Origin of the sequence: Aeromonas sp. FDAARGOS 1408 (assembly GCF_019048665.1) — a bacterium.
Taxonomy (GTDB): domain Bacteria; phylum Pseudomonadota; class Gammaproteobacteria; order Enterobacterales; family Aeromonadaceae; genus Aeromonas; species Aeromonas dhakensis.
Window position 1 is genome coordinate 3319561 of the sequence record NZ_CP077394.1, and the last position, 22762, is coordinate 3342322.

The 22762-nt window shown below is 62.5% G+C and carries 24 protein-coding genes; 7 read left to right on the forward strand and 17 right to left on the reverse strand.

Annotation, left to right across the window (positions count from 1 at the left end; all coding sequences use genetic code 11):
• Nucleotides 1–3 precede the first annotated feature (3 nt).
• The 5 genes from lepA to rpoE form a co-directional block, all read right to left on the reverse strand.
• A complete protein-coding gene (gene lepA / locus I6L38_RS15220) occupies nucleotides 4–1797 on the reverse strand; it encodes a translation elongation factor 4 (protein ID WP_005309379.1) in 1794 nt (597 codons plus the stop codon).
• Nucleotides 1798–1915: 118 nt separating this feature from the next.
• A complete protein-coding gene (locus I6L38_RS15225) occupies nucleotides 1916–2377 on the reverse strand; it encodes a SoxR reducing system RseC family protein (protein ID WP_005309378.1) in 462 nt (153 codons plus the stop codon).
• Nucleotides 2378–2470: 93 nt separating this feature from the next.
• Nucleotides 2471–3451, reverse strand: coding sequence for a MucB/RseB C-terminal domain-containing protein (locus I6L38_RS15230; RefSeq protein WP_010635033.1), 981 nt, complete (start codon nucleotides 3449–3451; stop codon nucleotides 2471–2473).
• Nucleotides 3452–3469: 18 nt separating this feature from the next.
• Nucleotides 3470–4069, reverse strand: a complete 600-nt coding sequence (locus tag I6L38_RS15235; RefSeq protein WP_043170433.1) for an RseA family anti-sigma factor — start codon at nucleotides 4067–4069, stop codon at nucleotides 3470–3472.
• Nucleotides 4070–4092: 23 nt separating this feature from the next.
• Nucleotides 4093–4674, reverse strand: a complete 582-nt coding sequence (gene rpoE, locus I6L38_RS15240; RefSeq protein WP_005309371.1) for an RNA polymerase sigma factor RpoE — start codon at nucleotides 4672–4674, stop codon at nucleotides 4093–4095.
• A 182-nt stretch (nucleotides 4675–4856) separates the two neighbouring features.
• Between rpoE and nadB the strand changes: the two genes are divergently transcribed.
• Entirely contained in the window at nucleotides 4857–6464 is a 1608-nt protein-coding gene (nadB, locus tag I6L38_RS15245) for an L-aspartate oxidase (protein ID WP_043170434.1), read from the forward strand.
• Nucleotides 6465–6887: 423 nt separating this feature from the next.
• Here the strand turns inward: nadB and I6L38_RS15250 are convergent, their stop codons facing one another.
• Complete coding sequence (locus tag I6L38_RS15250) at nucleotides 6888–7265, reverse strand: protein YgfX (RefSeq protein WP_017764759.1); 378 nt, start codon at nucleotides 7263–7265, stop codon at nucleotides 6888–6890.
• 19 nt (nucleotides 7266–7284) lie between these two features.
• Complete coding sequence (locus I6L38_RS15255) at nucleotides 7285–7554, reverse strand: succinate dehydrogenase assembly factor 2 (RefSeq protein ID WP_005309363.1); 270 nt, start codon at nucleotides 7552–7554, stop codon at nucleotides 7285–7287.
• 113 nt (nucleotides 7555–7667) lie between these two features.
• Here I6L38_RS15255 and ygfZ point away from each other — a divergent pair, with 113 nt between their 5' ends.
• Nucleotides 7668–8573, forward strand: coding sequence for a tRNA-modifying protein YgfZ (gene ygfZ, locus I6L38_RS15260; protein WP_043170436.1), 906 nt, complete (start codon nucleotides 7668–7670; stop codon nucleotides 8571–8573).
• 18 nt (nucleotides 8574–8591) lie between these two features.
• On the opposite strand, the gene I6L38_RS15265 is transcribed toward ygfZ, so the two are convergent.
• Complete coding sequence (locus I6L38_RS15265; protein WP_043170438.1) at nucleotides 8592–9470, reverse strand: LysR family transcriptional regulator; 879 nt, start codon at nucleotides 9468–9470, stop codon at nucleotides 8592–8594.
• A gap of 124 nt (nucleotides 9471–9594) precedes the next feature.
• Here I6L38_RS15265 and I6L38_RS15270 point away from each other — a divergent pair, with 124 nt between their 5' ends.
• A complete protein-coding gene (locus tag I6L38_RS15270; RefSeq protein ID WP_005309357.1) occupies nucleotides 9595–10032 on the forward strand; it encodes a PACE efflux transporter in 438 nt (145 codons plus the stop codon).
• A gap of 95 nt (nucleotides 10033–10127) precedes the next feature.
• On the opposite strand, the gene I6L38_RS15275 is transcribed toward I6L38_RS15270, so the two are convergent.
• Nucleotides 10128–10466: a hypothetical protein gene (locus I6L38_RS15275; RefSeq protein WP_019839856.1), complete on the reverse strand. Its 339-nt coding sequence runs from the start codon at nucleotides 10464–10466 to the stop codon at nucleotides 10128–10130.
• A 193-nt stretch (nucleotides 10467–10659) separates the two neighbouring features.
• Here I6L38_RS15275 and cutA point away from each other — a divergent pair, with 193 nt between their 5' ends.
• The 4 genes from cutA to I6L38_RS15295 all read left to right on the forward strand — a co-directional run bounded on the left by cutA (nucleotide 10660) and on the right by I6L38_RS15295 (nucleotide 13779).
• Nucleotides 10660–10977: a divalent-cation tolerance protein CutA gene (cutA, locus tag I6L38_RS15280; RefSeq protein WP_201881409.1), complete on the forward strand. Its 318-nt coding sequence runs from the start codon at nucleotides 10660–10662 to the stop codon at nucleotides 10975–10977.
• Nucleotides 10974–12764 carry a protein-disulfide reductase DsbD gene (locus I6L38_RS15285; RefSeq protein WP_201889464.1) on the forward strand — a complete coding sequence of 597 codons (1791 nt, stop codon included), beginning with the start codon at nucleotides 10974–10976 and terminating at the stop codon, nucleotides 12762–12764. The genes cutA and I6L38_RS15285 overlap by 4 nt, the downstream gene beginning before the upstream one ends.
• On the forward strand, nucleotides 12754–13287 hold the full coding sequence (locus I6L38_RS15290) for an N-acetyltransferase (protein ID WP_216988683.1): 534 nt from the start codon (nucleotides 12754–12756) through the stop codon (nucleotides 13285–13287). The genes I6L38_RS15285 and I6L38_RS15290 overlap by 11 nt, the downstream gene beginning before the upstream one ends.
• 78 nt (nucleotides 13288–13365) lie before the next feature.
• A complete protein-coding gene (locus I6L38_RS15295; protein WP_043170442.1) occupies nucleotides 13366–13779 on the forward strand; it encodes a hypothetical protein in 414 nt (137 codons plus the stop codon).
• A 30-nt stretch (nucleotides 13780–13809) separates the two neighbouring features.
• On the opposite strand, the gene I6L38_RS15300 is transcribed toward I6L38_RS15295, so the two are convergent.
• The 8 genes from I6L38_RS15300 to nudC form a co-directional block, all read right to left on the reverse strand.
• Nucleotides 13810–14349: a hypothetical protein gene (locus tag I6L38_RS15300; RefSeq protein ID WP_226014100.1), complete on the reverse strand. Its 540-nt coding sequence runs from the start codon at nucleotides 14347–14349 to the stop codon at nucleotides 13810–13812.
• A gap of 230 nt (nucleotides 14350–14579) precedes the next feature.
• Entirely contained in the window at nucleotides 14580–15881 is a 1302-nt protein-coding gene (locus tag I6L38_RS15305) for an FAD-binding oxidoreductase (protein WP_043170446.1), read from the reverse strand.
• A gap of 221 nt (nucleotides 15882–16102) precedes the next feature.
• Nucleotides 16103–17182 carry a class II fructose-bisphosphate aldolase gene (gene fbaA / locus I6L38_RS15310; protein ID WP_005309342.1) on the reverse strand — a complete coding sequence of 360 codons (1080 nt, stop codon included), beginning with the start codon at nucleotides 17180–17182 and terminating at the stop codon, nucleotides 16103–16105.
• Nucleotides 17183–17297: 115 nt separating this feature from the next.
• Nucleotides 17298–18461, reverse strand: a complete 1164-nt coding sequence (locus I6L38_RS15315) for a phosphoglycerate kinase (RefSeq protein WP_005309339.1) — start codon at nucleotides 18459–18461, stop codon at nucleotides 17298–17300.
• A gap of 62 nt (nucleotides 18462–18523) precedes the next feature.
• Entirely contained in the window at nucleotides 18524–19534 is a 1011-nt protein-coding gene (gene epd, locus I6L38_RS15320) for an erythrose-4-phosphate dehydrogenase (protein WP_010635047.1), read from the reverse strand.
• Between the two features lie 49 nt (nucleotides 19535–19583).
• Nucleotides 19584–20513: an ROK family protein gene (locus I6L38_RS15325; RefSeq protein ID WP_201881416.1), complete on the reverse strand. Its 930-nt coding sequence runs from the start codon at nucleotides 20511–20513 to the stop codon at nucleotides 19584–19586.
• Between the two features lie 181 nt (nucleotides 20514–20694).
• Nucleotides 20695–21762: a uroporphyrinogen decarboxylase gene (gene hemE / locus I6L38_RS15330; protein ID WP_010635049.1), complete on the reverse strand. Its 1068-nt coding sequence runs from the start codon at nucleotides 21760–21762 to the stop codon at nucleotides 20695–20697.
• Between the two features lie 156 nt (nucleotides 21763–21918).
• Nucleotides 21919–22698 carry an NAD(+) diphosphatase gene (gene nudC / locus I6L38_RS15335; RefSeq protein WP_043170453.1) on the reverse strand — a complete coding sequence of 260 codons (780 nt, stop codon included), beginning with the start codon at nucleotides 22696–22698 and terminating at the stop codon, nucleotides 21919–21921.
• Nucleotides 22699–22762: the final 64 nt, after the last annotated feature.

Here is a 22762-nt window from a genome sequence, read left to right on the forward strand (position 1 = left end):
CTATTAATCCTTTCCGACGTGGAGAATTGCGAGGAAGGCTTCCTGCGGCACGTCGACACGGCCCAGAGACTTCATCCGTTTCTTGCCTTCTTTCTGCTTGTTCAGCAGCTTCTTCTTACGACTCACGTCACCACCGTAGCACTTGGCGGTCACGTCCTTGCGCAGGGCCTTGACGGTGCTGCGAGCGATGATCTGGTTGCCGATGGCAGCCTGGATGGCGATATCGAACATCTGGCGCGGGATCAGCTCGCGCATCTTCTCCACCACCTGGCGACCGCGGTACTGGGCGTTCTCCTTGTGGGTGATGATGGCCAGGGCGTCGACCCGCTCGCCGTTGATCATGATGTCCAGACGGACCATGTCGGAGGTTTCGAAACGCTTGAAGCCGTAGTCCAGCGAGGCGTAACCGCGGCTGGTGGACTTGAGGCGGTCGAAGAAATCGAGCACCACTTCCGCCATCGGGATCTCATAGGTCAGTGCCACCTGCTTGCCGTGGTAGACCATGTTGGTCTGCACGCCGCGCTTCTCGATACAGAGGGTGATCACGTTGCCCATGTACTCCTGCGGCAGCAGGATGTGACACTCGGCGATCGGCTCACGCATCTCCTTGATGCTGGTGATGGCGGGCATCTGGGCCGGGCTGTCGATGTGGATGGTGGTGCCGTCGGTCTGCTCGATCTGGTAGACCACGGTCGGCGCCGTGGTGATCAGATCCAGATCGTACTCACGCTCCAGCCGCTCCTGGATGATCTCCATGTGCAGCATGCCGAGGAAGCCGCAACGGAAACCGAAGCCCAGTGCGGTGGAACTCTCCGGCTCGTAGAACAGGGAGGCGTCGTTGAGCGACAGCTTCTCCAGTGCATCGCGGAAGGACTCGTAGTCATCGCTGGAGATGGGGAACAGACCGGCATAAACCTGCGGCTTCACCTTCTTGAAGCCAGCCAGCGCCTTCTCGGCACCGTGTTTGGCCAGGGTCAGGGTATCGCCCACCGGCGCGCCGTGGATGTCCTTGATGCCGCAGACGACCCAACCTACCTCGCCGCAGCCCAGACCGTCGGTATCCACCTGCTTGGGTGTGAAGATACCGATACGATCGACACCCCAGGTCTGGCCGGTGCTCATTACCTTGATCTTGTCGTTCTTCTTGAGCGAACCGTTCTTGATCCGCACCAGAGAGACGACGCCCAGATAGGAGTCGAACCAGGAGTCGATGATCAGCGCCTGCAGCGGGGCATCCGGATCCCCTTCCGGAGACGGGATCTTGGCCACGATCTCTTCCAGCACCAGATCGACACCGAGGCCGGTCTTTGCGGAGCAGCGCACCGCGTCGACCGCGTCGATGCCGACAATGTCCTCGATCTCTTCGGCAACCCGCTCTGGCTCGGCGGCCGGCAGGTCGATCTTGTTCAGCACCGGCACCACTTCCAGGTCCATTTCCATGGCGGTGTAGCAGTTGGCCAGAGTCTGTGCCTCAACCCCCTGGCCGGCATCCACCACCAGCAGTGCCCCTTCACAGGCCGCCAACGAGCGGGAGACCTCGTAGGAGAAGTCCACGTGGCCCGGGGTGTCGATAAAGTTCAGCTGGTAGGTGTTACCGTCTTGTGCCTGGTAGTTCAGGGTCACACTCTGTGCTTTGATGGTAATGCCGCGCTCGCGCTCCAGTTCCATGGAGTCAAGCACCTGAGCCTGCATCTCGCGGTCGGACAGGCCGCCACAAGTCTGGATCAGACGGTCCGACAGGGTCGATTTACCGTGGTCGATGTGCGCAATAATCGAAAAGTTACGAATGTGTTTCATCGAGCAAGAATCACTCAAAATTAGGTTAGGGCCGGATATGGAGGCAGGATTTTACTGGATAACCCGGTCGACGGCCAATCTTTAGTCGACGAAGCACCAGAAATAGCGGCCTGCACGGTCAGGAGAGATGGCGGGTGGGCAGGACCACACCCAGCATGCGGGGACCATAGGCCCCCTGATCGAGCCGGTTGGAAAAGTAACGAACCAGTGAAAAACCGACGAGGCCCCCCAGCAGGCAGCAGAGGATGGTGACCCCCTCCCCTGCAGAGAGCAGGGGTGCCAGCCAGAGTTGCCCCAGCAGGGCCCCCGCCAGCAGGCAGAACAGCGGCAGCACATAGACCAGCGCGGCCCCCTGCAGGATGCTCGCCTGGGGAATGCCGAGCCTCACCTGCTGGCCGACGCTCACCTCGGCGGTGAGCGCCACCCGCAGTCGCTGCGCTTTCAATGGAAACGCCTTGGCCACCGTGCCGGTACCGCAGTTGGACTGTTGATGACAACCGCTGCAGGCGGAGCGCCGTTCGCACTCCACCCAGGCATGTTCTCCATCAATGGCCACCACGGTTGCCAGCTCTTCGCTCATTCCACTCACAAGACGGTTCCACAATAACGAAAGATAGATTGACCCAATCTGAACACGACTGCCGGCCTTGGGCAAGCAGCCGCGTCTGACGGCTTACTGTACGGCCTCGTTGCGGGCCAGCGGCTGCACCGATTCGGCAATCCGCTTGGCGGTGTCGGCCGGCACTTCCCCGACCACGGTTATCTCGACCCCCACGTCATTGACGAAGCTCACCAGCGAGGTGGCGCCCTGACGGATCAGTTGCTGGCGCACCGCCTGCTTGGGATCGACCCGGGCCACGTAGACCGAGAGATCCACCAGCCCGTCGGAGAGCATCATGTAATCCACCGGCAGACTGGTAGTCACCAGCTGGTGACGATCCCGGGAGAGCACCTTGAAGCCTTCAGGCAGCCAGGTGAGGTGCCAGTTCAGCTGCTGCTGCGGCGCCGGATAGGCATCTTCCAACGCCAGCGCCTGGGGCAGCTTGCTGCTGGCCAGCTTCACCAGCCAGGGGGCCGGCGCAGGGAGCCGGTCCAGATCCACCCCCAACACCTGTTCGACCAGGTTGCCTTCCCGATCCACCATGTCCACCCGCAGCAACAAGCTGCTCTGCTCATCAATCCAGAGCACGAAACCGTACTTGTCGGCCTCCTTGGGCACCAGCCGCACCACCTGAGCCACCAACCCAGCCGCCCGGCTGCGGCCGGCCAGCACAGGATCATAACTCTCCAGCACCCGCGGCAACGGCATTCTCACCAAGGTGGCCCACACGCCGGGGAAACGTGCCCCCTTGAGGGTGTAGGGTTCATGGGTATTTTCAAAAAAGGTGTACTCGTCCTGGCGCTGCAGGTACTCGATGGTCTTGCCATCGAGGTAGCTGAGGTGAGCCACCTCCTTGCCATCGATCACGCCGTGGCTGAAGCGGATAGGCTCGAGTCGCCCCTGCCGGGCCTTGACCATGGACAATTCGAAATTCTGTTGCGAGACGGCACTCTGCATCTGCTGCAACAAGGCCTCGGCCGACTTGTCGTCGGCCGAGGCCTTGGCGCTGATCAACAGGAGAGAGGCCAGCAAAATACGGCTGGACTGGCGCACGTTCTGATCCCTAATCCGTTATTCCTGAATCTGCTTGTCTTGCAGCAGACGCTGTTGCAACTGGTGGTCGCGCAGGAAAGCGTTGATGCGTTCGCGCTGCTCCTGCATCTGCTGTTCGCTCAACCCCTGCTGACGCTGGGTTGCACGATTGCCGTCCTGCGGATAGTGCACGCTTACCGGCGAGGCACTGCCACCAACGGGGATAGTGTTGAGTACCGGGTTGGTCGGCACACCGTCCTGCCCCTGATACTGCTGCACCCCGAAGATGACGGCGGCAGCGACCGAGGCGGCGATGGCGTATTGCCCTACCTGCTGGCCGGCACGGCGCAGGAACGGCACTATCGTGGCGGTCTTGGCGCTACCCGGCTGCGGTACGGCAGGTTTGCTCTCCACCGGCTTGGGCGCCAGTATGGTAGGTTCATCTTCCAGCGCAGCCATGATGCTGTCGCTGAGATCCAGTTGCAGATTGACCGGCAGGTCCCCCCGCATGGCATCACCAATCAGGTGGTAACGAGACCAGGTCTCTTGCAGAGCCGGATCCGTTCCCAGCTCGTTCAGAACCTCAACATCGCTCAAGTCACCGTCCATCAGGGCCGAGAGTTGCTCTTTATTTGCCATAAGTTAACCTGTCTTTCCCCAGTTTAATTCTCGATCAGAGGTTGCAGCTTTTTATCGATTGCTTCCCTCGCCCGGAAGATGCGGGATCTCACCGTACCCACCGGACAATCCATGATTTCGGCAATCTCTTCGTAGCTCAGCCCTTCCAGTTCGCGAAGGGTGATAGCTGTCCTCAAGTCTTCCGGCAAAGCTTCTATGGCAGAAAACACGGTGCGCTTGATCTCGTCGGTCAGCGTCAGGTTTTCCGGGGTAGCCACCTCTTGCAAGGCTTCGCCACCGCCATAGTATTCTGCCTCTTCCGCCTCTACGTCACTGCTGGGCGGCCTGCGCCCCTGAGAGGTCAGATAATTCTTGGCCGTGTTCACGGCAATCCGGTACAACCAGGTGTAAAAGGCGCTCTCGCCACGGAATGTCGGCAGCGCGCGATAAGCCTTGATGAAAGCCTCCTGCGCCACATCCGGTACATCGCCCGGATTGTTGACATACCTGGCCACCAGGTTGACCACCTTGTGCTGGTATTTTTTTACCAACAGGTTGAATGCATTTTTATCGCCACGCTGGACCCGTTCAACCAGCTGTTCGTCCAGTAGATTCTGGTCGCTCATCAGAGCCGTAAAACCCCCATCAGGTTATCGTTTTTCTTTTCCGGCCCTTCCTAAGCGCACAAGTTCAGACAGGAGGAATCAGGGAAAGTTCGCTTGCATTGAAAAAAATGTGACGCAGGCTGCATCACCACCCTCGCTTGGGCTACCATGGTGCCAGTTCTTAATCCAGGCCAATGATACTTATGAAAGCAAGTGTTGAATACCTTTGCGACGTACTGATCATTGGCAGCGGTGCCGCCGGTTTGTCTCTCGCGTTGCGATTGGCAGACCAGGCCAAAGTCCTGGTTCTGAGCAAGGGGCCCATCAGTGAAGGGGCCACTTTCTATGCGCAAGGAGGCATCGCTGCCGTGTTCGACGAGACCGACAGCATCGAATCCCACGTGAGCGACACGCTCAACGCCGGGGCCGGGTTGTGTGACCCGGCCGTGGTGGAGTTCACCGCCCGCAACGCCCGCGACTCCATCCAGTGGCTGATCCAGCAGGGGGTCCCCTTCGATCAGGAGGAGGACGCCGAGGGCGAATCCCACTATCACCTGACCCGCGAAGGGGGCCACAGCCATCGCCGCATCTTCCACGCGGCGGATGCCACCGGCAAGGCGGTGCAGCTCACCCTGATCGATCAGGTGCGCGCCCACCCCAACATCCAGCTGATGGAGCGCTTCAACGCGGTCGACCTCATCACCACCCGCAAGCTGGGTCTGCCCGGCAACCGGGTGCTGGGCGCCTATGTCTGGAACCGCAACGCCGAGCAGGTCGAGGTGATCCGTGCCCGCTTCGTGGCGCTGGCCACCGGCGGTGCCTCCAAGGTGTACCAGTACACCTCCAACCCGGACGTCAGCTCTGGCGATGGTATCGCCATGGCGTGGCGCGCCGGCTGCCGGGTAGCAAACCTGGAGTTCAACCAGTTCCACCCCACCAGCCTGTTCCACCCCGATGACCCCAACTTCCTGCTGACAGAAGCCCTGCGCGGCGAGGGGGCCTATCTGCGCCGCCCCGACGGCAGTCGCTTCATGCCCGACTTCGACGAGCGGGCCGAGCTGGCACCGCGGGACATAGTCGCCCGCGCCATCGACCACGAGATGAAGCGGCTCGGTGCCGACTGCATGTATCTGGACATCAGTCACAAGCCGGCCGATTTCATCATCAAGCACTTCCCGACCATCCATGAGCGCTGCCTCGCGGTCGGCATCGATATCACCAAGGAGGCGATGCCCATCGTCCCCGCCGCCCACTACACCTGCGGTGGCGTGATGATCGACAACAACGGCCAGACCGACATTCCCGGCCTCTACGCCATCGGCGAGGTGACCTATACCGGGCTGCACGGTGCCAACCGGATGGCCTCCAACTCCCTGCTCGAATGCGTGGTCTATGCCCATCAGGCGGGGGCCGACATCCTGGCCAAGCTGCCGACGAGCGTGGAGCCGCCCCACCTGCCGGTGTGGGACGAGAGCAAGGTGGAAGATTCGGATGAGCTGGTGGTGATCCAACACAACTGGCACGAGCTGCGGCTGATGATGTGGGACTACGTGGGGATAGTGCGTACCAACAAACGTCTGGCCCGCGCCAAGCGCCGCATCGACCTGCTCAAGCAGGAGGTGCAGGAGTACTACGCCAACTTCCGGGTCTCCAACAACCTGCTGGAGCTGCGCAACCTGCTGCAGGTGGCCGAGCTCATCGTCAACTGCGCCCTGCAGCGCAAGGAGTCGCGCGGCCTGCACTACAACCTGGACTACCCGGACATGCAGCCGGACTCCAAGCCAACCGTGCTGACGCCGGAGCGGGATTGATATTTTCGCTCAGTAATGAGCCTGAAGTTCCCGCGGCCTGCACTGCTGCAACCCGGACTATCCGGACATGCAGCCGGACTCCAAGCCGACCGTGCTGACGCCGGAGCGGGATTGATCTTTTCGCTCAGCAATGAGCCTGAAGGTCCCGTGGCCTGCACTGCTGCAATCCGGACTACCCGGACATGCAGCCGGACTCCAAGCCGACCGTGCTGACGCCGGAACGGGATTGATCTTTTCGCTCAGCAATGAGCCTGAAGGTCCCACGGCCTGCACTGCTGCAACCCGGACTATCCGGACATGCAGCCGGACTCCAAGCCGACCGTGCTGACGCCGGAGCGAGACTAGCCTCTGCTACAAGCAATAAGAAGCAATATCCAGATGACCTCGCTCCGGCGGGGTCATCTGTTTTATGGGGAAGAGAGGCTAGCGGATCGGCTGGGAGAAGTGGATGGCGCGAGCCAGCGTGCGGTAGTGGGCCGGTGCCAGCGCATCGCTGAACAGCCAGAGCCGGCTGGCGGGACGCTCCACCGCTACCAGCTGCAACCAGAGCACGCCGGGCCAGATGCGGCTGCCCGCCCCCAGCTGATAACGGTTGCCCTGCCAGCTGAGCCACTGACCGTCCCACTCCAGCACGCCGGTCATCCGGCTCGTGTCGAGCCAGGCGCGCCACAACCCCAGACCCCAGCAGGGCAGCAACAGGGCCCACTGCCAGCCGTGGATCAGGGCGGCCAGTGGCCACAGGATCAGCAGAAACAGCGACAACAGCAGCAGACGCTGCTGTCTGGAGACGGTGACGGGCATCGACACCCGTACGGATGGATCAGCGCTGGCGATCGTGACGGGCCTGATTGCGTTCCAGGATCAGCGGGATCATGGCGGCGAAGGCAGGGTCTTCCGGCACGCCGTGGCCCATGCTCCAGCGGAACAGCTCCGGATCCTCACACTCCAGCAGGCGGATGAAGGTCTGCTGATCGGCCTCACTCAAGCCATCGAACTCGTGCTCGAAGAAGGGCATAAAGATCACATCCAGCTCGAGCATGCCACGGCGGCAGGCCCACTTCAGGCGGGATTTTTCAATTGGGCTCAACATGGAACTCTCCTTACAAAGACCCGGCGATGGTACCAGCTGGATTTTCCGGCTGACAAACATTCCTTACGTCTTTACCATGCAGGTCACATACTTTCTGTCTCTGGAATGCCATCGTGAGCCTGCCAATCCTTCCTGCCGAGCCAACCCTGTTCCCTCTGACCGATCTGGCCATCACCAGCCTGAGCGGCCCGGATCGCGCCAAATACCTGCAGGGTCAGGTCACCTGTGACGTCAACGCCCTGCAGCCAGGCCAGCACACCCTGGGCGGCCACTGCGATCCCAAGGGCAAGCTGTGGAGCGATTTTCGCCTGCTCTGCCTGAGCGATCGCCTGCTGATGCTGACCAAGCCGTCGGTGCTGGCCCGCCAGCTACCCGAGCTCAAGAAGTTCGCGATCTTTGCCAAGGTCGAGATCAGCGAGAATCACGGCCAGGCGGTCGGCGTGGCCGGTCAGGGAGCCGATGGCTGGATCGCGGGGCAATACGACCTGCAGCAGAGCGGCCTCATCGAGGGTGGCATGGCGGTGCGGATCGAAGCCGATCGCTGGCTGCTGGTCAGCGAACAGCCGCTGGCGCTGGCCCTGCCCAGCGGCCCCGAGTCGCTCTGGTGGGGACTGGAGATCAAGGCCGGCATCCCCCATCTGGAGGCGGTTCATCAGGGTGAGTACATTCCCCAGATGCTCAACCTGCAGGCGCTGGATGGCATCAGTTTCACCAAGGGCTGCTACATGGGGCAGGAGACGGTGGCCCGCGCCAAGTATCGCGGCGCCAACAACCGCGCCCTGTTCGTGCTGAGCGGCACCGCCACTACCCCGGTTACCAGCGGCGACACCCTGGAGATCCAGCTCGGTGACAACTGGCGCCGCAGCGGCATGGTGCTCAACGCCTGGCAGCAGGATGGCGAGCTGTGGCTCACCGCCGTGCTGCCCAAGGACACCGAGGCCGACGCCCGCTTCCGGCTCAAGCAGGAAGACGGCTCAAGCCTGACCCTGCAGCCCCTCCCCTATCAGCTGACCGAGTAAGCGAAGCAAAGCACCCTGCTAGCGCACCCGCGCCAGCAGAGCCTCCTTCAGCCAGCGCCCCGCCTGCCCGAGCGGGCGGGCGCGATGCCACTGCAGCTCCAGCGCCAGCTCCGGCTGGGTGATAAAGTCCGGCTTGAGCACCACCACCTCGCCCCGAGCCAGCGGCCGGTGCAGCAGAAAATCGGGCACCGCCGCCCACCCCAGCCCCAGTTTCACCAGCTCCAGGATCCCGAGATCCCCCTCCACCCACCACACTTGCGCCGACAGGCGAAAGCGATGGCGCTCAGTCCCTTCCCGTCGCCCTGTCACCAGCAGCTGGCGAGCCCCCTGCAGATCGCTCTCCCGCAGCGGCGCCTTGTGGGCCAGCGGATGTTCGGGGGAGACCACCAGCGGCATGGCGACGCCTCCCAGCGAGCGGGCCACGATCTCCTGCTGCGGGTTCTCCTTCTGATAACTGATGCCGAGCTGGGCGCGGCCGCTAATCAGCATCTCGGTGAGATCCTCCATCAGCGGAAACAGCAGCTCCAGCTCAACCGTCGGGTAGTGGGTGGCGAACTCCTCCAGCACGGCGCCGAGCCAGGGCAGGTGGGAGTCATCATCGATGGCCAGGGTCAGGCGCGACTCGACGCCGCTGGCCAGCTCGCCGGCGATGGCCTGCAAGCGGGCGCTCTGGGCCAGCAAGATGCCGGCCTCCTGGCTGATGCGCACGCCCGCCTCGGTCAGCACCGGATAGCGCCCGCTGCGATCGAACAGCTCCAGCCCCAGATCTATCTCCAGATTGGCGATGGCGGTGCTGACTACCGACTGCGCCTTGCCCAGCTGGCGCGCGGCCGCCGAGAAGGAGCCTGCCTGCGCGGCGGCCAGCAATACCCTGAGTTGTTCCAGCGATGGGTTCATCGTCCTGCTCCTGAAAATGCGGTCATCCATCTATTTTAGCGATGGATACTAACGTGAAACTATCAAAAAATAGGGATAGATTGCCAACCAGTCAGTCAACATAGCTGTTTAAAGAGAGGAATTTATGCGTACCCGCAATGACCGTATCCGCCACGCTATCGGCTTTGAAGTGATAGGTCTGCTCATCGCAGCCCCCCTGGCCAGCTGGATCACAGGCATCGAGCTCAGCCACATGGGGCCGCTGGCCGTCCTGTTCTCGGTACTGGCCACCGTCTGGAACTATGTCTACAACATCGGCTTCGACAAGCTGCTGCTCAAGTACCAGGGGCACCCGCACAAGACCTTGTGGCAGCGCGTGGTCCATGCGTTCGGCTTTGAAGGGGGCTTCATGGCGCTCACCCTGCCGGTCATCGCCTGGTGGCTGGATCTCGCCCTGCTGGCGGCGCTGGCGCTCAATATCGGCTTCGTGACCTTCTATCTGGTCTACGCCTTCGTCTACAACTGGAGCTACGACAAGGTGTACCCAATCCCGGGTCAGTGGCAGCAGAACGCACTGGGTTGAACGACGGCAAAAAACGGTGGGAAAAACGAGGCACCATCATGCAAGAGGCATGATGGTGCTGGGGGAGGACAAGCCCGGCGGGCCTGCCGCAGCCTTCAGGCTTGTGCCTTCAGCTCTTCGGTCTGGGCCTCTGCCTCGGCCTCCTGGGTCAGCATGGCCTCAAGGTCGCTCTGGTACTGGGTCAGCAGACGCTGGGCCGCCACCATGTCACCCTTGTGCAGGCGCTCGAACAGATGGTGTTGCACCACGCCGTTGAGATACTCCACCGTGACCGGTTGCTCCAGGGTCTCCAGCAACTCCTCTTTTTCCAGCTCGGCATTGATTTCATCGGCACTGGTACGCAGCAGACCGGCCAGTTGCACCAACATACGGCGCTCACCTTCGCGCAACAGGCTCAACATGCGGTTTCTCTGCTGCTCATTCTGTTGGGTCATACATTTCCTTACGTCGAATGGGAACAAGCCCGCTCATTCTGCCTTGTCGCTCTGACAGCGTCTATCTCATGCCCCCCACTTATTTTCATGTCGCAGCCGCAAAGTGCGCCAGATGCTATTTGACCCGTCGCTAGGTATAGTAGCCACTGGTTTGCGGGCGCCTGGCCGCCCGGTACGGACGAGAAATTTCACCATGACTGACGCCATTCTGGTGCTTTGCACCTGCCCGGATGAGGCCAGTGCCGACCTCATATGCGAACAACTGCTCGACCGGCGGCTGGCGGCCTGCATCAACCAGCTGCCCGGCCTCACCTCCGTCTATCGCTGGCAGAACCAGATCGAGCGGGCCACAGAGATCCAGCTCATCATCAAGTCGCAAGCGGCCCTGTTCGAGCCGCTGCGCCAGTGCATTCTTGCTCATCACCCCTATGAGGTGCCGGAGATCCTGGCACTGCCGACAAGCCAGGGCCACCAGCCCTATCTCGACTGGATAAAACAGGAAACTTCATGACGCCGTTTCGCCTGCTATCTCCCCTGCTGTTGCTCTGCGCCCTGCTGGCCGGGCTCGACTCACTGCCGGCCCGAGCCAGCAGCACGGATCTGCTGAGTGCCCTCGGCATAGAGGCCAGCGCCCAGCCCAAATTTCTGAAAGTGGACGAGGCATTCGTCCTCGAGAGCGAACAGCAGGGCAACCGGCTGCTGCTGCGCCTGCGCATCGCCGACGACTACTACCTCTACCGCCACCGCTTCAGCTTCCAGGGCGAGAACCTCACCTTCGAGGAGCCGGTGCTGCCCGCCGGCACCGATCATGAAGACGACTTCTTCGGCAAGACCCAGGTCTATTACCGGGAGGTGCAGATCCCCGTCACCCTGACCGAGGCGGGCCAGCAGGCCAGCCTCAAGATCAGCTATCAGGGCTGCACCGACGGCCTCTGCTATCCCCCGACCGACAAGCGGATCGCCGTCGAGCCCCTCGTCGCCGAACCACCGCATGACCAGGTCGATGCGCCCACGCCGGCCCCGGCCAGCAGCCAGCAGGATCAGCTGGCGGCCGCCCTCGGCAACCAGGGTTTCTGGCTCAGCGTCGCCGCCTTCTTCGCACTGGGGCTCGGCCTCGCCTTCACCCCCTGCGTCTTCCCCATGTATCCCATCCTGACCGGGATCATCGCCGGGGCCGGCCATCGCCTCTCCACCCGCCGCGCCTTCCTGCTCTCCTTCGTCTACGTGCAGGGGATGGCGGTCACCTACACTCTGCTCGGGCTGGTGGTGGCGTCGGCAGGCTTGAAATTCCAGGCCGCGCTGCAGCACCCCTATGTGCTGATCGGGCTCTCGGTGATGTTCGTGCTGCTGGCCCTCTCCATGTTCGGGCTCTATACCCTGCAGCTGCCGAGCAGCCTGCAGACCCGACTCTCCGGTCTCTCCAACCGCCAGCAGGGCGGCTCCGTGCTCGGGGTCGGCATCATGGGGATGATCTCCGGCCTGGTCTGCTCCCCCTGCACCACGGCCCCCCTCTCCGGCGCCCTCATCTACGTGGCCCAGAGCGGCGATCTCTGGCTCGGCGGCGCGGCCCTCTACGCCCTGTCGCTGGGGATGGGGCTGCCGCTGCTGCTGCTCGGCACCTCGGGCGGCAAACTGCTGCCCAAGGCGGGCGCCTGGATGGACGTGATCAAGCAGCTGTTCGGGTTTGCGCTGCTGGCGGTGCCCATCCTGCTGCTCTCCAGGCTGTGGAGCGATCAGGTCGCCACCCTGGCCTGGCTCGGCTGGGGGCTGCTGCTGTGCGGCTACCTCTACCATCACAACCAGCACCAGCAACATTCGGTGGGGCGCAGCCTGCGCGGTTTCGTGCTGCTGCTGGCGATGATCAGTGCCGTGGTGGTGGGCAAAGATCTGCTGCTGCCCTCCCCGGGCGCCAGCGTCGCCGCCCAGGCCGAGACGCCGGCCTTCATCCGCATCAAGACGCTGGACGATCTCAAGACCCAGCTGGCCGCCGCCCGCGGCAAGCCGGTGCTGCTCGATCTCTATGCCGACTGGTGCGTGGCCTGCAAGGAGTTCGAACACAAGACCTTCAGCGACCCCGCCGTGCGCGAGCGCTTCGGCCAGATGGTACTGCTGCAGGCGGACGTCACCGCCAACGACGATGCCGATGTGGAACTGCTCAACGGTCTCAACGTGCTGGGCCTGCCGACCCTGATCTTCTTCGACCGCACCGGCAATGAAGTGAGCGGCCAGCGGGTGACCGGCTTTATGGGGCCCGCCGAGTTCCTCGGTCAGCTGGACAGGATTGGCGATGCCAACTGAACTGCGTCAGCTGCAGGCAAGCGATGCGCCCGCCCTGCAGCGGCTGTTCGAACTGGCTCCAGCCTATCAGGCGGCGATAAGTCACGCGCCGCTCTGCGCCCAGGCGGCAGAGGAGGCGCTCACGGCCTGTCCGCCGACGCAGCCCTTCTCTGCCAAACAGGTGATCGGGTGCAGGGAGGCGGGGGAGCTCACCGCCATGCTCGATCTGCTGCGCGGCTATCCCGAACCCACCACCGCCTATCTGGGGCTGCTGCTGGTGGGCGAGCCCTGGCAGGGGGCCGGCCGCGGCCAGGCGCTCTATCTGCACGCCTGCACGCTGGCTCGCGCCTGGGGCGCAACCCGGCTGCGCCTGTCGGTCATTGCCAGCAATGAGGTCGCCTTGTCCTTCTGGCAGCGCCGAGGGTTCACCGAGTGCTATCGCCGTGAGCTGGCCGGCTACCGGGCCGAGGCTATCGTGCTGGAGCGCGCCATCGACCCCGCCCCTTCCGGGCACGCCCCCTCCCTCTCGCCCCTTACTGACTGATTTTTCTGGCAATCTCTTGTATATGGTCGGCAGCATGGCAAAATTTGCCCTTTCCCGTCTCGTTCGTCCGGAGTTTTGATGAAAAAGTGGTTCATCCCCCTGCTGGCCCTCTGGCTCTATGGCTGCTACGCAGGTCCAGGTGAAGAGGCAACCCGGACCCAGGTCACCGCCAAACTGCAGGCCGACACCGACGCCAATCTGTTCGAGATCAGCGACTTCGCCATCCTGGACAAGGAAGAGCGCATGGAGGGGGTCTATCTGGTCAAGGTGAGCTATCAGCTCCACTTCAAGCGGGGACTGGAGCAGTTGCAGGTGCTGCAGGACGAGGATCTGGTCTATGACAGGGTCGGCCCCTTCCAGCAGGAGATGGGGCTGATGGAGCTGGAGCGCAAATACGGCGAGTTCGAGGCGGGCCAGGTGCTGCCGCAGCAGGCCGAGGTGTGGATGATGAAAACCGAACAGGGCTGGCGTCTGGCCGAGCCCGCTCACTGACGCGGTCCCGGCCAGGCAACCCGGGCCGACTCAGGCCTGGGTATCCACCATATAACCCTTCCGGTCGGGCGCGTCGCTCGGGATCTTGCTGGCAAAGGCCGACAGCAGATCCTTCAGAGTCACCCCGCTACCGCTGTTGCCGCTGCTCTCCAGCAGGCTGGAGAATTGACTCTGCAGGGCGCTCACCTCGCTGCCAGGCTTCCCTTCCCCATCCAGCTGACCCAGCAGGCTCTGCAGATCCAGCTTCATGGGATTGTCATTGCTGCCAGTGGCGATGGCCTTGCTCCCCTCCTGCTGAGCGTGCAGGGCATCCATCAGGCTCGCCATGAAGGAATCGAGTGAACCACCGCTGGCGGCGGTACTCTCGGTACTCTCACCGCTCTCTTCCTCGCTCTTGCCCGACAGGCCCAGCTCGGCCAGCACCGACTTGAGATCCTGCTCCATCTTGTTGCTCACACCGGGGGGCGGCGGGGGCGGCATCTCTGGTCTCTCCTGCCGTTCGCCGCTGCGCGTTGCCAGCAGTTGCGCCAGCGAGCCGACGCTTCCCGCGGCTGTTACGTTTGTTGTCATTGTCCTGATCTCCTGAGCGGGGCCGCCGCTGATCCTCAGCGGCTCGAACCCCGTTCACAGATGGCAAACCCCGCGCCAATCCGGTGTATTCCTCTGATCAGCACAAGAAATTGGCGCATGATGGATTTTTGACAACTCCGGCTATAAAGCGAGGCAACGGCAGGATAAATCCGGCTGGCCGGCAAACGGGGCGGCAACCGCTTGCCGAGCCGTGGCAAGCCCTGGCTCGCTTAGAACAGATCCTTGAAGCGATACCAGAGCATGCCGAGCGCCAGCAAGGGCGAACGCAGCGCCGGGCCGCCGGGGAAGGTCATGTGCGGCACGCGGCCAAACAGATCCAGCCCCCGGCTCTCCCCCCTGATCGCCTCCGCCACCAGCTTGCCCGCCATATGGGTAGCGTTGAGGCCGTGGCCGGAATAGGCCTGGGCATAGAAGACGTTGGGATGATCCGCCAGGCGGCCGATCTGGGGCAGCCGGTTGGCCCCTATGCCTATCATGCCGCCCCACTGGAACTCGATGGCGGTCTCCGCCAGCTCGGGAAACACCCGCAGCAGCTTGGGCAGCATGAAGGCCTTGATGTCGCGAGGATCCCGTCCCGAGTAGTTGCAGGCCCCGCCAAACAGCAGCCGGCCGTCGGCGGAGAGACGGTAGTAGTCGAGCGCCACGTTTTGATCGCACACCGCCATGTTTTGCGGCAGCAACCGCTGGCGCAGCCGTTTCTCCAGCACCTCGGTGGCGAGAATGTAGGAGCCCGCCGGCAGCACCTTGCCCCCCAGCTCGGGGTTGAGGTCGTTAAGATAAGCGTTGCAGCCGATCACCAGGTAGTCGGCGCTGACCCGGCCATGAGCCGTGGTGACATGCAGCCGTTCACCATAGTCGATGTGCACCACTCTGGATTGTTCAAACAGCGCCACCCCCAGGCTGGCCGCCGCGCGCGCCTCACCCAGCGCCAGATTGAGAGGGTGCAAGTGGCCGGAGCCCATGTCGATCATGCCGCCGATGTAGCGATCCGACCCCACCACGCTATGCATATCTTCGCGCGCCACCAGTTTCAGCTCGTGCCGGTAGCCGAGGCTCGCCAGGTGCGCCGCCTCCTCTGCAAACCCGGCCAGATGGCGCTGGCGGGTAGCCAGATCGCAGTAACCCCAGCGCAGGTCGCAGTCGATGTTGAAGCGCTCGACGCGCTCGCGCACCAGCTCGACCGCCGCCAGCCCCATCAGATCCAGCTCGCGCACCCCCTCTTCACCAATCCAGCGGGCGAACTGGCTGGTGTCGTGACCGATACCACGGATGAGCTGACCGCCGTTGCGCCCGGAGGCGCCCCAGCCGATACGGTTGGCTTCCAGCAGCACCACCTTGTAGCCAGCCTCGGCCAGATTGATGGCGGTATTGAGACCGGTGAAGCCGCCGCCGATGATGCAGACCTCGGCATTGCACTCCCCGCTGAGCTCTGGCCACTGCTGATTGTCATTGCGGGTGGCCGCGTAATAGGAGGCCACGTGTTCCTGATGTGTGTTGTGCTTTCCCTGCATGTTCAGCATCCTGCCCTGGTCCCGTTGCGTTTACTAAAATAAACGGTCTGCCATCGATAATACGCAGGCCCCCGCCGCCAATCCAGCCCGCCGGGATCACAGAAATGCAAAAGGCGCCCCAAAGGACGCCTTGTCACGAGTCGACCGCCCATCGCGATCCGCACTCATGCAAAAGGCGCCCCACAGGGCGCCTTTTCATGCAATCAAGATGCTGTAACGAATTACAGTACGTTGATGGCGTTCAGGTCGGAGAAAGCCTGTTCCAGACGCTTGATCATGGAAGTCTGACCGGCACGCAGCCATACGCGCGGATCGTAGAACTTCTTGTTCGGCTTGTCGGCGCCTTCCGGGTTGCCCAGCTGACCTTGCAGGTAGGCTTCGTTGGTCTTGTAGAAGTCCAGGATGCCTTCCCAGGTCGCCCACTGGGTGTCGGTGTCGATGTTCATCTTCACTACGCCGTAGGAGATGGACTCGCGGATCTCTTCCAGAGTGGAACCTGAACCACCGTGGAATACGAAGTCCAGAGACTTGGCCGGGATGCCGAACTTCTCGGACACGTACTTCTGGGAAGCGTCCAGGATGGACGGGGTCAGCTTGACGTTACCCGGCTTGTAGACACCGTGCACGTTGCCGAAGGAGGCAGCGATGGTGAAACGCGGGCTGATCTTGGACAGACGCTCGTAGGCGTAGGCCACGTCTTCCGGCTGGGTGTACAGAGCGGACTGATCCATGTGGCTGTTGTCGACGCCGTCTTCTTCGCCACCGGTGCAACCCAGTTCCAGTTCCAGAGTCATGTTCATCTTGGCCATGCGGGTCAGGTACTCGCAGCAGATGTCGATGTTCTCTTCCAGAGACTCTTCGGACAGATCCAGCATGTGGGAGGAGAACAGCGGCTTGCCGGTTTCAGCGAAGTGCTTCTCGCCCGCTTCCAGCAGACCGTCGATCCACGGCAGCAGCTTTTTGGCAGCGTGGTCGGTGTGCAGGATGACCGGTACACCGTAAGCTTCGGCAACGGCGTGCACGTGCTTGGCACCGGAGATGGCACCGATGATGGCAGCCTGCTGACCTTCCAGCTTCAGACCCTTACCAGCGGTGAATGCAGCACCACCGTTGGAGAACTGAACGATAACCGGCGCTTTCACCTTGGCGGCAGCTTCCAGCACGGCGTTCACGGAGTCGGTACCGACGCAGTTGACTGCCGGCAGAGCGAAGCCGTTCTCTTTCGCGATGGCGAACACTTTCTGAACGTCATCACCAGTGATCACGCCCGGTTTTACGAAGTCGAAAATTTTCTTAGACATGTTTAATCGTCCTGTCTCGTATGCCGTTAATAAAAAATGGGGGGTTCATCATGAACCGGCACAGCGGCCACATGATAAACGAAACGGGAGGCTTTTGCCCCCCGTCTCGGGTCAATTAGGCTTTGGCGCGCTGTTCCAGAATCGCAACAGCCGGCAGTACCTTGCCTTCCACGAACTCCAGGAAGGCGCCGCCGCCGGTGGAGATGTAGGAGACCTTGTCGGCGATGCCGAACTTGTCGATGGCAGCCAGGGTGTCACCACCGCCAGCGATGGAGAAGGCCGGGGATTCAGCGATGGCGCGAGCGATCACTTCGGTACCCTTGGCGAACTGGTCGAACTCGAACACGCCGACCGGGCCGTTCCACAGGATGGTCTTGGCGTTCATGATGATGTCGGCCAGGGCCTTGGCAGAGTCAGGGCCGATGTCGAAGATCATGTCGCCGTCGGTCACGTCAGCAACGGACTTGATGGTGGCCGGGGTGGACTCGGAGAACTCGGCACCGACAACCACGTCGGTGGTCACCGGGATGTTGGTTTCGGCAGCCAGTTTCTTGGCGGTGTCGATCAGGTCGTGCTCACACAGGGACTTGCCGACGTTGTGACCGGCAGCAGCGATGAAGGTGTTGGCGATGCCACCACCAACCACCAGCTGGTCAGCGATCTTGGAGAGGGATTCCAGTACGGTCAGCTTGGTGGAGACCTTGGAGCCGCCAACGATGGCAACCATCGGGCGCTCGGGCTTCAGCATGGCTTTGCCCAGGGCTTCCAGTTCACCAGCCAGCAGTGGGCCGGCACAGGCGACCGGTGCGAACTGTGCCACACCGTAGGTGGAGCCTTCGGCGCGGTGAGCAGTACCGAACGCATCCATTACAAAGACGTCACACAGGGCGGCGTATTTTTTGGCCAACTCTTCGGTGTTCTTCTTCTCGCCTTTGTTGAAGCGGCAGTTTTCCAGCACAACCAACTCACCGGCGGCGACTTCTACGCCATCCAGGTAATCTTTGGCCAGACGAACCGGGCAGGACAGTGCGTCTTTCAGATAGTTGACAACCGGAGCCAGGGAGAATTCTTCGTTGTATTCACCCTCGGTCGGACGACCCAGGTGGGAGGTGATCATCAGCTTGGCGCCCTTTTCCAGAGCCAGCTTGATGGTCGGCAGAGTCGCAACGATACGTGCATCGGAGGTGACCTTGCCGTCTTTTACCGGCACGTTCAGGTCAGCACGGATCAGAACGCGTTTGCCCGCCAGATCCAGGTCAGTCATCTTGATAACAGACATATTCAGTCCTCTATATTTTCAGGTAATGTTAAAAACAGTAACCTTGCGCCCGGTGCAGGCTCTCAGCCTGCGGCCATCATGGCCCGGGTGGTATCCAGCATGCGGTTGGCGAAGCCCCATTCGTTATCACACCACATCAACATCTTGACGAGGTTGGCATCGCTGACCCGGGTCTGGGTACCATCAATGATGCAGGAGTGAGCATCATGATTAAAGTCTACGGAGACCAGTGGCTCTTCCGTGTAATCCAGAATACCGCTTAATGTACCTCTGGATGCCCGTTGCAGGGCTTGATTTACGTCAGTAACCGTCACTTTTTTACGAACAGTAATACTGAGATCCATTGCCGTTACATTGATGGTCGGTACCCGTACCGCGATCGCCTCGAACTTGCCGGCGAAGTGGGGGAGGATCCGCTCCAACCCCTTGGCCAGCTTGGTATCCACCGGGATGATGGACTGGCTGGCGGCGCGGGTTCGGCGCAAGTCGCTGTGGTAGGCATCGATGACTTGCTGATCATGCATGGCCGAATGAATTGTCGTAATAGTACCACAATTTATCTCGAATTCTCGATGCAATGTTTCGATGACGGGGACCACGCAGTTGGTGGTGCAGGAGGCGTTCGAGACGATCCGCTCGCGCCCGGTCAGCACCTGATGGTTGACCCCGTAGACGATGGTGGCGTCCACGTCCGCCTCGGCCGGATGGGAGAACAACACCTTGCCCGCCCCCGCCGCCAGATGCAGCTCGGCATCGGCCCGCGAGCCGAACACCCCGGTGCAATCCAGCACCACGTCCACCCCCAGCGCCCGCCACGGCAAGCGCGACGGATCCCGCTCGGCAAACAGGGAGATGAGATCCTCCCCCACCAGCATGCTGTTGCCGGCCAGCTGCACCGGATGGTGGAAGCGACCGTGGCTGGTGTCGAAGCGGGTCAGGTGCACCATGGCTTCGGGGGCGGCCAGCTCGTTGATGGCCACTATCTTGATGTTCTTGTCGCGGCCGCTCTCGTAGAGGGCCCGCAGCACGTTGCGGCCGATCCGCCCGTACCCGTTGATGGCAATCTTGATCATGAAAATTCCGGGTCCTCAGCATGGACAAAGGGACAAGCGGATGGCTGACTCACGACAGCAGGGCATCCTGAAATTCACCGCGGGCCAACAATGCCGCCCCGAATACCCCGGCGCTGTCCCCCAAGGCTGGAGCAATAATGGGGGTGGCGAAGCGGGGATTAAAGAGGAAGGGCAAAATAGTCTCCCGTCCCGCGCGGTACAGACTCTGCACGTTGCCCACCCCGCCGCCGATGACGATCACATCCGGATCCAGGATGTTGACCACGTTGGCCAGCGCCTGGCCAAACAGCAGATGCAACCGGTCGATGGTGAGCTTGGCCACGTGATCGTGAGCCGTCGCCACCGCGATCTTGGCCAGCGGGAGGCGGCGCTTGGCCTTGGCCTCGTACCAGGCCTCCAGCGCCGGGCCGCTGATGAAGGTCTCGACGCAGCCGCGCTTGCCGCAGTAGCACTCGGGGCCGTCGGGTGAAAGCACGTTGTGGCCCCACTCGCCGGCGATGCCGTGGTGGCCGTTGAGGATGCGGCCGTTGATGACGATGCCGGAGCCAACCCCGGTGCCCATGATGATGCCGAACACCACGCGTGCAGAGGGGTGGTGCTGGCGCACCGCCCCCAGATGGGTTTCCGCCAGCGCGAAGCAGTTGGCGTCGTTGGCGATCAGCACGGGCACGCCGAGCCGGCGCTCCAGATCCTCCTTGAACGGCTTGCCGTTGAGCTCGGTGGTGTTGCAGTTCTTCATCAGGCCGGTTTGCGGATCCCGCGCCCCCGGCGTCCCCATGCCAATGAGGGTCGGCCGCTGACCGATCTTGTCGGCACACTCTGCTACCAGTTTGGCGATCTGGCCGATCATGTGGTCATAACCGCCGGCACGCTCGGTGGGAATGCGATGGCGCAGCAGCACCTCGTCCCCTTCCAGCACCACGCACTCGCACTTGGTACCGCCAAGGTCGATACCCCAATCCAACAACCTGTTGCTCATCCTGCCTCCAGCCATGACCGCAGGGCGCCAGCTCCGGGGTGCACGCTGCCGTGCCCGCCTGAAGTCGACCGCCCTCTACCGGGTTGCAGTGTAACCCGAGCGGCGGTCAGGATGCAGCCCCCGCCGCAGACAGCAAAACGGGGCCCGCAGGCCCCGTTGTTCCTTGTGTTGTCGACGGCGCTCAGCGGCCGTGGTACTGGGCTGACAGCTCGTGGACCGCGTTGACGAACACGCCGGCATGCTCCGGGTTCACATCCTGATGGATGCCGTGACCCAGGTTGAAGACGTGGCCGTTGCCGTGACCGAAACCGGCCAGGATGGAGGCGACCTCTTCACGAATGCGGGCCGGGCTGGCGTAGAGCATGGAGGGATCCATGTTGCCCTGCAGCGCCACCTTGTCGCCGACCCGGCGCTTGGCGTCCGCGATGTCGGTGGTCCAGTCCAGACCCAGCGCATCGCAACCGGTGGCGGCGATCTGCTCCAACCACTGGCCACCGTTCTTGGTGAACAGGGTGACCGGCACGCGGCGACCGTCGTGCTCGCGGATCAGGCCATCGACGATCTTGTGCATGTACTGCAGGGAGAAGTCGCGGTAATCGCGTGGGGTGAGCACGCCGCCCCAGGTGTCAAACACCATGACTGCCTGGGCACCCGCCTTGATCTGGGCGTTGAGATAGGCAATCACGCTGTCGGCCAGCTTGTCGAGCAGCAGGTGCAGAGTCTGCGGCTCTGCGTACATCATCTGCTTGATCTTGGTGAACGCCTTGGAGCTGCCCCCCTCCACCATGTAGGTGGCCAGGGTCCAGGGGCTGCCGGAGAATCCGATGAGCGGCACTTCGCCTTTCAGCTCGCGGCGGATGGTACGCACCGCGTTCATCACGTAGCCGAGTTCGTCTTCCGGATCCGGCACCGGCAGCGCCTGCACGTCGGCCATGGAGGTGATCGGACGCTCGAAGCGCGGGCCTTCACCCTGTTCGAAGTAGAGACCGAGCCCCATGGCATCGGGCACGGTGAGGATGTCGGAGAAGAGGATGGCGGCATCGAGCGGATAGCGGCGCAGCGGCTGCAGGGTGACCTCACAAGCCAGCTCGGCGTTGCGGCACAGGGACATGAAATCCCCCGCCTGGGCGCGGGTGGCCTTGTATTCCGGCAGATAGCGGCCAGCCTGGCGCATCATCCATACCGGGGTCATGTCCACTTCCTGGCGCAGCAGGGCACGCAGGTAACGATCGTTCTTCAGCTCTTTCATCCCAGTTCCTGAGTTCATATCCAGCATAAAATGGCGGATATGATACCACTTTGTGCGCGGCGGGGGGCGGCTCAAACGCCAGCCACTGCCGTTGGAGTGCAAAGATGTGAAGGGGCGCAAACAAGCGCCCCGCTTTTCCTGCAGGGCCGGGGGCCGTCAGCCCACGTCGGCGAGACACTGCTCGATAAGCCGCCGCGCTATGGTGCCGTGGGGCGGCAGCCTTGGCAGCACACTAGCCTCGAAGAAATCCGCCGCCACCAGCTCCTCGTCCTGCACCCGGATCTCGCCGCTCTCATAATCGGCGGTGAAGCCCATCATCAGGCTGTGGGGGAATGGCCAGGGCTGGCTCGCCACGTAACGCACGTTGCTCACCCGGATGCCGCTCTCCTCGAACACCTCCCGCGCCACGCACTGCTCGAGGTTCTCCCCCGCCTCCACAAAACCCGCCAGCACGGTATACATGGGATCCTCGGCCTGATAGTGACGGCGGTGGGCCGCCAGCAAGATGGCGGGCCCCTTGCGCACCGCCACGATGATGCAGGGGGAGATGCGCGGATAGACGACGTGGCCATGGCGGCACCCTTGCGCCCACTCCCCCGCCTTCGAGCTCATGGGGGCGCCGCACTCGCCGCAGAAGCGGTGGGTACGGCGAAAGGTGGCGAGCTGCCAGGCGCGGCCGGCCAGGCGAAAGCCCTCTTCATCCCCGGCCACCATCAGCTGGCGCAGGGGGGTAAGGGCCTCGAGATCTGCCTCTTCCCCCAGATCCAGCAGCAGGCAGGGCAGCCCGTCCCACTCGTCAAAGCGCTCAAAGGCAGCATGCTGCAAGTGGCTGGGCAGACAGGCGCGGGGGCCTTGTGGAATGCGCCCCTGGTCATCCAGCAGGACGAGGTGATCGCCCCCCAGCACGAACCAGCGGGCCTGTTCGGTTAATGGCATAGATGCAGCACTCTTTGTTGTGACGTCGGTCGGGATGCGCGCCCGGGACTGGGCGGCGGTGACG

What these genes read in the sequence shown, in the direction of transcription:
- lepA (WP_005309379.1), bottom strand. Translation starts at nt 1,797, where the DNA reads ATGAAACACATTCGTAACTTTTCGATTATTGCGCACATCGACCACGGT.
- I6L38_RS15225 (WP_005309378.1), bottom strand. Translation starts at nt 2,377, where the DNA reads ATGAGCGAAGAGCTGGCAACCGTGGTGGCCATTGATGGAGAACATGCC.
- I6L38_RS15235 (WP_043170433.1), bottom strand. Translation starts at nt 4,069, where the DNA reads ATGGCAAATAAAGAGCAACTCTCGGCCCTGATGGACGGTGACTTGAGC.
- rpoE (WP_005309371.1), bottom strand. Translation starts at nt 4,674, where the DNA reads ATGAGCGACCAGAATCTACTGGACGAACAGCTGGTTGAACGGGTCCAG.
- nadB (WP_043170434.1), top strand. Translation starts at nt 4,857, where the DNA reads ATGAAAGCAAGTGTTGAATACCTTTGCGACGTACTGATCATTGGCAGC.
- I6L38_RS15250 (WP_017764759.1), bottom strand. Translation starts at nt 7,265, where the DNA reads ATGCCCGTCACCGTCTCCAGACAGCAGCGTCTGCTGCTGTTGTCGCTG.
- I6L38_RS15255 (WP_005309363.1), bottom strand. Translation starts at nt 7,554, where the DNA reads ATGTTGAGCCCAATTGAAAAATCCCGCCTGAAGTGGGCCTGCCGCCGT.
- I6L38_RS15265 (WP_043170438.1), bottom strand. Translation starts at nt 9,470, where the DNA reads ATGAACCCATCGCTGGAACAACTCAGGGTATTGCTGGCCGCCGCGCAG.
- I6L38_RS15270 (WP_005309357.1), top strand. Translation starts at nt 9,595, where the DNA reads ATGCGTACCCGCAATGACCGTATCCGCCACGCTATCGGCTTTGAAGTG.
- I6L38_RS15275 (WP_019839856.1), bottom strand. Translation starts at nt 10,466, where the DNA reads ATGACCCAACAGAATGAGCAGCAGAGAAACCGCATGTTGAGCCTGTTG.
- cutA (WP_201881409.1), top strand. Translation starts at nt 10,660, where the DNA reads ATGACTGACGCCATTCTGGTGCTTTGCACCTGCCCGGATGAGGCCAGT.
- I6L38_RS15285 (WP_201889464.1), top strand. Translation starts at nt 10,974, where the DNA reads ATGACGCCGTTTCGCCTGCTATCTCCCCTGCTGTTGCTCTGCGCCCTG.
- I6L38_RS15290 (WP_216988683.1), top strand. Translation starts at nt 12,754, where the DNA reads ATGCCAACTGAACTGCGTCAGCTGCAGGCAAGCGATGCGCCCGCCCTG.
- I6L38_RS15295 (WP_043170442.1), top strand. Translation starts at nt 13,366, where the DNA reads ATGAAAAAGTGGTTCATCCCCCTGCTGGCCCTCTGGCTCTATGGCTGC.
- I6L38_RS15300 (WP_226014100.1), bottom strand. Translation starts at nt 14,349, where the DNA reads ATGACAACAAACGTAACAGCCGCGGGAAGCGTCGGCTCGCTGGCGCAA.
- I6L38_RS15305 (WP_043170446.1), bottom strand. Translation starts at nt 15,881, where the DNA reads ATGCAGGGAAAGCACAACACACATCAGGAACACGTGGCCTCCTATTAC.
- fbaA (WP_005309342.1), bottom strand. Translation starts at nt 17,182, where the DNA reads ATGTCTAAGAAAATTTTCGACTTCGTAAAACCGGGCGTGATCACTGGT.
- I6L38_RS15315 (WP_005309339.1), bottom strand. Translation starts at nt 18,461, where the DNA reads ATGTCTGTTATCAAGATGACTGACCTGGATCTGGCGGGCAAACGCGTT.
- epd (WP_010635047.1), bottom strand. Translation starts at nt 19,534, where the DNA reads ATGATCAAGATTGCCATCAACGGGTACGGGCGGATCGGCCGCAACGTG.
- I6L38_RS15325 (WP_201881416.1), bottom strand. Translation starts at nt 20,513, where the DNA reads ATGAGCAACAGGTTGTTGGATTGGGGTATCGACCTTGGCGGTACCAAG.
- hemE (WP_010635049.1), bottom strand. Translation starts at nt 21,762, where the DNA reads ATGAAAGAGCTGAAGAACGATCGTTACCTGCGTGCCCTGCTGCGCCAG.
- nudC (WP_043170453.1), bottom strand. Translation starts at nt 22,698, where the DNA reads ATGCCATTAACCGAACAGGCCCGCTGGTTCGTGCTGGGGGGCGATCAC.